2 protein-coding genes are annotated in these 1057 nt (G+C 42.5%); one reads left to right on the top strand and one right to left on the bottom strand.

The genetic code is table 11. The annotated features are described in order from the left end of the window. Positions 1 to 422, top strand: a 422-nt coding sequence (locus tag ACTXGO_RS14475; protein WP_443575010.1) for a DUF1176 domain-containing protein, incomplete at its 5' end; no start/stop codon positions are given. On the opposite strand, the gene ACTXGO_RS14470 is transcribed toward ACTXGO_RS14475, so the two are convergent. Further along, the gene (locus ACTXGO_RS14470; RefSeq protein WP_317200533.1) at positions 412 to 633 is read right to left on the bottom strand and encodes a DUF2788 domain-containing protein; all 222 of its coding nucleotides are present in this window, start codon (positions 631 to 633) and stop codon (positions 412 to 414) included. The genes ACTXGO_RS14475 and ACTXGO_RS14470 overlap by 11 nt on opposite strands. Between the last annotated feature and the right edge of the window lie 424 nt (positions 634 to 1057).

Here is a 1057-nt window from a genome sequence, read left to right as displayed (position 1 = left end):
TTATGGGTGATTGCGAGCTTGTCAATCCAAAAACGCAAGTCTATCAAAGCAGACAAGAATATAGCTCAAGCCTGCTTGGCTGGGAGTTTGTACCCGTGGATGATCGCCATACGTTAGCGGTTCATAGTTGCTGGACTGGCGCTTATAATTTTGGTGCAGGGTATTGGCTGATTGATCATCGTAAGCCTAGCAATCCTAAGCTTATTACGATCGCAGGCAGTGACTATCATGAGGGTAAAATAATTGCTGCGCACAAAGGACGAGGCTTGGGCGATTGCTGGTCGATGACGAATTGGCTTTGGGACGGCAAAACGTTTGCCAAAACCCGTGAGATGACTACAGGTCTGTGCCGACTCATAGAAGCAGGCGGCGCATGGCAAATGCCGACTTATGTCAGCGAAGTCATTAAACCTAACCAATAAACCATTTGTTAAAGGCAACTTCTAATAATAATTTGAGTAAAAAGCCTACAAATCCTGCACCTAAAGCCAAGAAAATCCAAAAGGTGCCTGCGCGTCCTGCATCCGACTTTTTGGAGATATCCCACATAATAAAGAACAAAAATGCGATAAAGATCGGTAGTAAAACGTAAAGTCCCCAACTGGTGACGGTGCTAGCAGCGATAGCAAACATAGTTATATCCTATATCAGGCAAAATTATCAAAACGCATTATAGCGTGTAACCTTACTGATATGCGTCTAACCGTGCTTTGATACAATACAAACGCGACAAACTATACGACTAATGGGTCATCTACAGAGGTGTTTTATTCGATGCAAAATAGCGACGCCTTTTGTAGTTGCCAGCCTGAACCAAGAAATAAAATGTGACGCTATTTTTTGTATTAAAGATGCAATCGATCCTAAAGGTTGTTATATTTACCAGTTATCCATATTTCGCGCCCTTTTTGCGCCTTTTATTTATTTGAGTTACTAGTCCTATGTCACAAGCCCAAATCGACACCTTAGCGCAATTGTTTGATACTGCTGCGCAAACGCTAAAAGATCAAGGCATCTTGCCTGCTGATTGGCAAAACAATAGCCAAATTACTCGTAC

This window comes from Psychrobacter sp. T6-1 (assembly GCF_052258445.1).
The sequence above is the reverse complement of the archived record's forward strand: the minus strand, read 5'-3'. Positions and strand labels throughout refer to the sequence as shown.